This window comes from Holdemania sp., from assembly GCF_986127675.1.
Genome location: NZ_CFQZWI010000114.1, coordinates 1 through 7,801, shown reverse-complemented (window position 1 = coordinate 7,801; position 7,801 = coordinate 1). Strand labels below are relative to the sequence as shown.

The following is a 7,801-nucleotide window of genomic DNA, read 5'->3' as shown; positions in this document are numbered from 1 at the left end:
AGTGACTGGAGTTCAGACGTGTGCTCTTCCGATCTTCCTGCTCGTAAATTTTCTTGTCGTAATAATGCGACAGGAATCCGCCGGCGTCATCTCGCGAGAAGCCGAATGTCATCTGCGTTAAATCGTTGGTGCCGAAGCTGAAGAACTCTGCTTCCTCCGCGATCTCATCCGCTAACAGAGCAGCCCGCGGAATTTCGATCATCGTACCGACCATGTATTTCATTTCGATACCGGAAGCGCTGATGATTTCATCCGCAACCTTGGTGACGATATTCTTGACATATTTCAGCTCGTTGACATCGCCAACCAGCGGAATCATGATTTCCGGCGTAATGTGATAATCCGGATGCTTGCGGTTGACGTTAATCGCCGCTTCAATGACTGCGCGTGTCTGCATTTCTGCGATTTCCGGATAGGAGATCGCCAGACGACAGCCGCGGTGACCCATCATCGGGTTGAACTCATGGAGCGAAGTAATGATGCTCTTGAGGTCGTCGATATTCAGGTTCATGTCCTGAGCCAGCGTCGCGATGTCATACGAGGAAGTCGGCAGGAATTCATGTAAAGGCGGATCCAGATAACGGATCGTAACCGGGCGGCCTTCCATCGCCTCATAGATGCCTTCAAAGTCGGAACGCTGCATCGGCAGCAGTTTTGCCAAAGCGGCGCGGCGCTGTTCTTCCGTGGAGGAAACAATCATTTCCCGCATTGCTTTAATGCGGTTGGAATCAAAGAACATGTGTTCTGTTCTGACTAAGCCAATGCCCTGAGCGCCGAAAGCGACAGCCTGCTTCGCATCCTTCGGCGTGTCGGCGTTCGTTCTGACCTGCAGCACGCGGCGTTCATCCGCCCATTTCATAAATGTTTCGAAATCGCCGGAGATCTGTGCCGGAACTGTTTTCACGGCTTCGCCGTAAACGTTGCCAGTCGAACCGTCTAACGAAATCCAGTCGCCCTCTTTATAGGTGTGGCCGCCGACAGTAAAGGTTTTTTCTTCTTCATGGATGTCGATTTCACCGCAGCCGGAGACACAGCAGCGTCCCATGCCGCGCGCGACAACCGCCGCATGCGAGGTCATGCCGCCGCGAACAGTCAGGATCCCCTGAGCGACGTTCATGCCTTCGATGTCTTCCGGCGAGGTTTCCAGACGAACCAGCACGACTTTTTTGCCCTTGTTGGCTTCCGTAATCGCGTCTTCCGCACTGAAGACAACCTGTCCGCAGGCCGCTCCCGGTGAAGCCGGCAGGCCGCTGGCAATCAGATGCGCCTGTTTCAATTCAGCCGGATCAAACTGCGGGTGCAGCAAGGCGTCCAACGCCTTTGGTTCGACCATCATCAGCGCTTCGTCTTTCGTAATCAGGCCTTCCGCCACCATATCGCAGGCAATCTTTAACGCCGCAGCCGCGGTACGCTTGCCGTTTCGGGTCTGAAGCATGAACAGCTTGCCGTTTTCAATCGTGAATTCCATGTCCTGCATATCGCGGTAATGCTTTTCCAACTTGCCGCAGATCTCCACGAAGCTGTTGTATGCATCCGGCATGACTTCTTTTAATTCGTCGATCGTCTGCGGTGTACGGATTCCCGCAACGACGTCTTCGCCCTGCGCGTTCATTAAGAATTCGCCGAACAGTTTATTTTCGCCGGTTGCCGGGTTACGCGTAAACGCGACGCCGGTGCCGCAGGTATTGCCCATGTTGCCGAACACCATCATCTGGACGTTGACGGCCGTTCCCCAGGAACCCGGGATATCGTTCATTTTGCGGTAGTAAATCGCACGCGGATTATTCCAGGAACGGAATACCGCTTCAACGGCGCGGATCATCTGTTCTTTCGGATCCTGCGGGAAGTCCTCGTTCAGGTTTTCCTTGTAGAATTCCTTGAAACGCGCAGTCATTTCCTTCATATCGTCCGCATCCAGTTCCGTATCAAGCTTAACGCCCTTACGGTCCTTGAGTTCGTCGATAATCACTTCAAACTTGCTTTTCGGCAAGCCCATGACAACGTCCGAGAACATCTGAATGAAACGCCGGTAACTATCATAAGCAAAGCGCGGATTCTCCGTTTTTGCCGCGATCGTTTCGACGACTTCGTCGTTGATGCCCAAATTCAGGATCGTATCCATCATGCCCGGCATGGAAGCGCGGGCGCCCGAACGAACGGAAACCAGCAGCGGGTTTTCCTTATCGCCCATCTTCTTGCCTGTCATTTCTTCCAGCGTTTTCAGATTGCGGTTAATTTCCTCCGTAATCTCCGGCGCAATTTTTTCTCCATCTTCATAGTAACGCGTGCAGACTTCCGTCGTAACGGTAAAGCCCTGCGGAACCGGCATGCCCAAATTGGTCATTTCTGCCAAATTTGCCCCTTTTCCGCCGAGCAGTTCGCGCATTTTACCATTTCCTTCAGAGAAAAGATAAACATATTTTTCGCTCATTGTTCCTCCTTATAGGCGTATTTTCCAGCCAACTTTCATAGACTTATTATAGCGGAAGTGACCAGGAATTTCCATAGTTTTTGTAAACGTTTACATATATTTGGTCTAACCAGATTCCCTCAAAATGACAAAAAAGCCTTTCAGAACTGGTCTGTTAGGCTTTTTTCAGATTTAAACTTTTTTTCAAATTTGAGGGTCGCCTGCCTGCTTAATGCAGGAAACGGCGGATGAAACGGAACAGCCGCTCGTCATAATGCGGACTGCGGCAGGCTTCGCAATGCCCGGCTGACGGCACGGTGTACAGTTCTTTTTCGCTGGCGCACGCGTAATAATTCTCAAACACCATGTCATAGGGGACAAAATCGTCCTCTTCGCCATGGATAAACAACATCGGAACACGGCACTGCCGCAGCTGCTCCACCGCGCTGGCTTCCCAAACAGAGTAGCCGCAGCGCATTTTGATCAAGGTCGACAGCCCGATCAGAACCGGCTGAGTCGCGATTCCAAACGCACTGCGCACCTGTTTTTCCGCAATCGCCGGCACGCTGGTATAGCCGCAGTCCTCAATCGCACAGACGACGTGATCGCTGAGATCTTCTTCGCCGCAGGCCATCATCACCGCAGACGCACCCATAGACAGGCCGAACAAGACGATCTGGCTGGCCGGATGCTCGCTTGCGATGCGGTCCGTCCAGGCGATCAGGTCGCGCCGGTCATTCCAGCCCATGCCGACATAATCTCCCTCACTTAACCCATGCCCGCGAAGATCCGGCAGGAGCACGTTAAAGCCGGCTTCGTCAAACGTTTTCGCTCTCGGCAAAAGCGCCAGACTGTCCGCGCCATAGCCATGCGCCATCACGATCCACTTGTCGCTGTCGGGATGGTTGAGAATCTGAGTTGCGTGCAGCCGCAGCCCGTCAAAAGAAGTGAGCGTCAGATCCAGCACCTGGCTGGCCGCAAACCAGCTCTGCACCGCTTCCTGACGCTGCCGGCGTTCCGCCCGCTGTTCTTCAGTCAGCGCGTCTTCCTGCGGACCCATCGCAAAGAATTTCGGACCGCGGCGGATAAACCGGTTATACGCCAGTTCGCAGACGCCGTAATAGCTGGCAGCCGCGCCTGCGGCGGCGCCGGCCGCAATCATCAATTTCGTTTTTGTTTTCATGGTTATCACCCGTTCCTATTATACCATGACTTCCCATCCCCTGCCGCATCTTTTGCTTTCCCCACTCTGACAGTTCGCGGATTTTGTCACTTCCTTAAAGCGCACTGCGGCGGCGATAGCGCATCACCACGACACCGTCGTCAATCCAGAACTGTTCCAGATGCAGCATGATCGGCGCGAAGCCTTCATGAAATAACCGCCGCCCCTGCCCCAGCAGAATCGGAATGATCCCGACGATGTATACGTCGATGGCGTCGGCCCGAATAAACGGATCCACTATGCCAGCTCCGCCGAATAGCCAGATATCCTTGCCCGGCTGTTTTTTCAGCGCCAGCACCGAAGCGACCAGATCCCCGCTGATCCACCGGGCTGGCGGCTCTAATGTCAGCGGCTTGGAGGAGGCGACCCAGAATTGCTTGGTTTGCGGCTCTGCGACAAAGTCCAGCCCACAGTCCTCATAGGCTTTGCGTCCCATCACGATCACGTCAACCTGCCTGGCGAAGGCTTCGATGTCGTAATGAGGAACTGTGTCCAGCCGACGGTCTCCCTGACCGCTGATCCAGGCAAAACCACCCTCCGGATCACAGATATAACCATCCAAACTCACCGCCAGATTTAAAATAATTTTTCTTTCTGCCATATTTTTTCCTTTCCGATAAGCGCCATCGCTTATCCTCTTTTTCTCAGTTCTCTCTTTTTATCCTTATCTCTGTCTTCTGTCTTCTGTCTTCTGTCTTCTGTCTTCTGTCTTCTGTCTTCTGTCTTCTGTCTTCTGTCTTCTGTCTTCTGTCTTTAGCTTAACCGATTTTTTGTTTTTGCGCGATCAAATCACAGAAAAACCGCGGCATTTCAGCTTTTATTCTGAAATGCCGCGGCTCTTTCATCCTTTATCATTTATTAAAAACTTTCAAGAAAAGAAGCGCTGGATCTCAAACTTTTCGCTTTACCCTTTTCATTTATTTTTTCTGCATCTGACCATAGTGATATAACGCCACCATCGCGTTAACCGCCTGTTCCGCTGTCGAATACGCCGGGATACCGTGATCGCGCAGCTTCATGATCGCCCGCTGGCATTCCTCTCCGCCCTGGCATTCCATGATAAACGGTTTACCTAAGCGGCGGTAACGGTCGTGGACTTCGATCACAACGTCGACGACCGCATCGACGTTAGTCACCGCTGTCGGACAGATCGAGCCAAGAATTCCGTCGACTGCGGGATCGCGCATCGCCTGCATGAAGGCGCCTTTGTACTGCGTTGGCGAAGCGGTGCCGGAAATATCGACCGGATTGAGCGGCGAGCCGAACATCGGCATGTACGCGCGGATGCGCCCGGCCAGATTCGGCGAGATTTCCTTTAATTCTTTCAGCGGCAGACCGCATCGGTCAAAGTGGTCACAGCTCAGAAGGCCGGAACCGCCGCCGTTGGTAATCATCACGACGTTTTCGCCGCGCAGCGCCGGTTGGGTTCCCAGCGCCAGCGAAACATCGAGAAACTCCTGCCATGTCGTCGCCCGCAGCGCTCCGGCTTGGGCGAAGACCTCGTCATAATATGCATCATCTTTCACGTTTTCGCTGGCCGTGTGGGCAAACGCCGCTTTCACGCCGATCGGACTGCGTCCGACCTTAATCGCGACGACCGGCTTGGCCACCGACTGACAGGCTTCAATAAACGCCTCCGGGCTGTCCAGCCCTTCCATATAGACGGCGATGCACTTCGTGTTGTCGTCCTTGCCGGCATAGGCGATAAATTCGCTGAAATCGACGTCGGCCTTATTGCCTAACCCGACGAAGAAGCTCATGCCGTAGTGATCCTTCTGCGAGGTGCCTAACGCCGCCAACAGGTTGGCGCCGGATTGGGAAATCATCGCTACCGGTCCCAGCGTTGGCAGATAGGGGATAAAGCCGCAGTTGAAATTCAGCGCCGGCGATCCCATGCCGACTAAGTTCGGTCCGATCAACGGCAGTTCGTTGGTCCGGCAATATTCTGTCAGCTCATCCTGCAGTTCGCCGCGGCCGATCTCCTTAAAAGCGCTGGTCGCGATCACGACGATTTTTACTTCCTTGGCTACGCAGTCTTCCAGAATCGATTTGACCAGATGCGCCGGCACCGCGATGAACGCCAGATCAACCGGCTCCTCAATCTCCCGCAGGGTCGGATAAGCTTTTAAGCCCGCGACCTTCTCCGCACGCGGATTCACCGGGTAAATTTTTCCTTGATAGCCCCATTTCTGTAAGCCGTCGATGACCTTATGGCCGACCTTGCCCGGACACCGGCTGGCGCCGATGACCGCGACGCTGGATGGGTTTAAAGCATATTGCAGCCGATCGACAACATACCCGCGGATCGCGTTGGTCTTCATCGTTCTTCACCGCCTTTCTCCTGCCATTCCCCCGCCGGTTCGATCGGCAAGCTCGTGCGGTCCTGCAGGAAATCATCAGTAAAAATACATTCCTCCCACATATCCGCGTCTTTATCCAGCCGCGCCGTCCAACGGCGGAACTGCCGCGGACTGTCAGCTTCCCAGATTTCTTCGATCTCGGCGTAACCGTCTAACATTGTGCGCAAGGCGTCCAGATCTGTCAGCTGCGTATAAGCGCTCACCAGAATGTCGTAAATGCCATCAGAGAACTCGAAGATATTGTTGAATTCCGGACACCGGGTCAGCTCGTCGACAATTTGTTCCTTGCGGCAGCTGGTCACATTCTGGAACAAGCGGATCAGATAACAATGCATGTTCAGACCCAGCGCCTGATAATTAAAATAGAACATCGGCACAACATAACGCTGATGATCAACGATCCAGCCCAGATCCTTCTTCATCGCCGCCGGATCCAGACCGGACAGCTGGCCGAGCACCTCGTAATCAAAGAAATCTTCGATCGAGGTCACGTTGTTCAGAATGTCGATGATCGCAAAGTCCGTAGCGTCCATCTCGTTCTGCCTGTTTAAAAAGTTGGCTTTCTGCGCGTCCGACCACAGATAGTGGCGGTAATCCGCTTTCGGAGCGTCCCACAGATTGACGTGGGATTCGCGGACGTCGCGGCGGATCGGACAGAGATGAATGGATTCGACCCAGCGGTTGCGCCGGATCGGTTCAATCACGCCGCAAAGCAGATTGTCCAGCACACGCATGTGATTGCCGCAGAAGAAATCGAAATCGCCTTCCGTTAAATAACCGGTGCAGATCTCGTCCTTATTCTGAATCCATTCCGCCAGCTGCGTCTTTGCCTGCGGCGGGCAGTCCTTTTTCATTTTCACAATCCAGTAATACAACCCAAAACCCAGAGCGGAAACGGAAGAATTCTTCACAAACATGATCAACCGGCGATCGACCATACGTTTCAGCCGGGTTGCGATCTCACTTTCCGCCACGCCGGTCTTCTCCGCCACAAGTTTTAAGTTAAAAACCTCCGGATGCACCTGATAAAACGATTTGGCCACGTTGAACGCTGAGAATTCCTTCGCGTCCATTCCAAGCACGCCGGGTTCTTTGAACCCGATGCCGCGCGGGGCAAACGTGTACTCCTGCATCCATTGCTGCTGTTCATCCGTACCTAAAAGATATTGTTTCTCCGTCATCGAATACCACCTCATTTCACTGTATGCTGAAAGCCTTTCGACTTTGACGGAATCTCAATCCGCTTTTCTGTAATCGCTATCATTTATTTCATTGTAGTCTTCTCTTCGCCAAAAGACAAGCGCCGGTGACCGCGAAGCCCATGGCGATAACGACACTTGCCGCATTTTGTCTAGCCGAAGGCGTAAAACTTTCTGAAAAATTTTAGAAAGTCTTTTTTGTTTTCCATCTTATATTCTGGATTGCGTCTGCGGATTCTGCCTTGCTTTTCGTGCTTGTTTCTGCCGCAGATCTTTCCTCCTTGGGATTTCTATCTGTCTTCTTCCGATTTCAGCTCAGGTAAGAAACACCCTGTTCTCGTTTCTGTCCCCTCGTGATGATCGCCGATCAAAGCGCTGCCATCTGCCGAAGCTTTTAAAATCGGTTCTATAAATTTTGGTGTTGGTGGAAACCAACGCCTTTTTTTCTTGAGCATAAAAAAAGAGACATAGGTAAGAATTTCCGTTACAATAAAATCACCACAAATTACAGAAAGGAAATCTCACTATGTCCATTACTCATTCTATCGTATCTGTTCTCAATTTAAAAGACCCTCATCTTCATTTCTCTGAGGATTGTGTCTCTTCTCAG

Annotated in this window: 5 protein-coding genes; all 5 read right to left on the bottom strand. The window is 52.5% G+C overall.

Translation table 11 applies throughout. The features are described 5' to 3' along the window. A partial coding sequence (gene ppdK / locus AC5OW4_RS13225) for a pyruvate, phosphate dikinase (protein ID WP_493677073.1) occupies positions 1-2,431 on the bottom strand: 2,431 nt, incomplete at its 3' end. 208 nt (positions 2,432-2,639) lie between these two features. Next, positions 2,640-3,593 carry an alpha/beta hydrolase gene (locus tag AC5OW4_RS13220; RefSeq protein WP_195547998.1) on the bottom strand — a complete coding sequence of 318 codons (954 nt, stop codon included), beginning with the start codon at positions 3,591-3,593 and terminating at the stop codon, positions 2,640-2,642. Between the two features lie 94 nt (positions 3,594-3,687). Next, positions 3,688-4,233: a dihydrofolate reductase family protein gene (locus tag AC5OW4_RS13215; RefSeq protein WP_195547999.1), complete on the bottom strand. Its 546-nt coding sequence runs from the start codon at positions 4,231-4,233 to the stop codon at positions 3,688-3,690. Between the two features lie 316 nt (positions 4,234-4,549). Beyond that, positions 4,550-5,953 carry an acetate--CoA ligase family protein gene (locus tag AC5OW4_RS13210; protein ID WP_195548000.1) on the bottom strand — a complete coding sequence of 468 codons (1,404 nt, stop codon included), beginning with the start codon at positions 5,951-5,953 and terminating at the stop codon, positions 4,550-4,552. Next, positions 5,950-7,173 carry an AsnC family transcriptional regulator gene (locus AC5OW4_RS13205; RefSeq protein WP_195548001.1) on the bottom strand — a complete coding sequence of 408 codons (1,224 nt, stop codon included), beginning with the start codon at positions 7,171-7,173 and terminating at the stop codon, positions 5,950-5,952. Before AC5OW4_RS13205 ends, AC5OW4_RS13210 begins: the two co-directional genes overlap by 4 nt. Positions 7,174-7,801 lie beyond the last annotated feature (628 nt).

What these genes read in the sequence shown, in the direction of transcription:
- AC5OW4_RS13205 (WP_195548001.1), bottom strand. Translation starts at nt 7,173, where the DNA reads ATGACGGAGAAACAATATCTTTTAGGTACGGATGAACAGCAGCAATGG.
- AC5OW4_RS13215 (WP_195547999.1), bottom strand. Translation starts at nt 4,233, where the DNA reads ATGGCAGAAAGAAAAATTATTTTAAATCTGGCGGTGAGTTTGGATGGT.
- AC5OW4_RS13220 (WP_195547998.1), bottom strand. Translation starts at nt 3,593, where the DNA reads ATGAAAACAAAAACGAAATTGATGATTGCGGCCGGCGCCGCCGCAGGC.
- AC5OW4_RS13210 (WP_195548000.1), bottom strand. Translation starts at nt 5,953, where the DNA reads ATGAAGACCAACGCGATCCGCGGGTATGTTGTCGATCGGCTGCAATAT.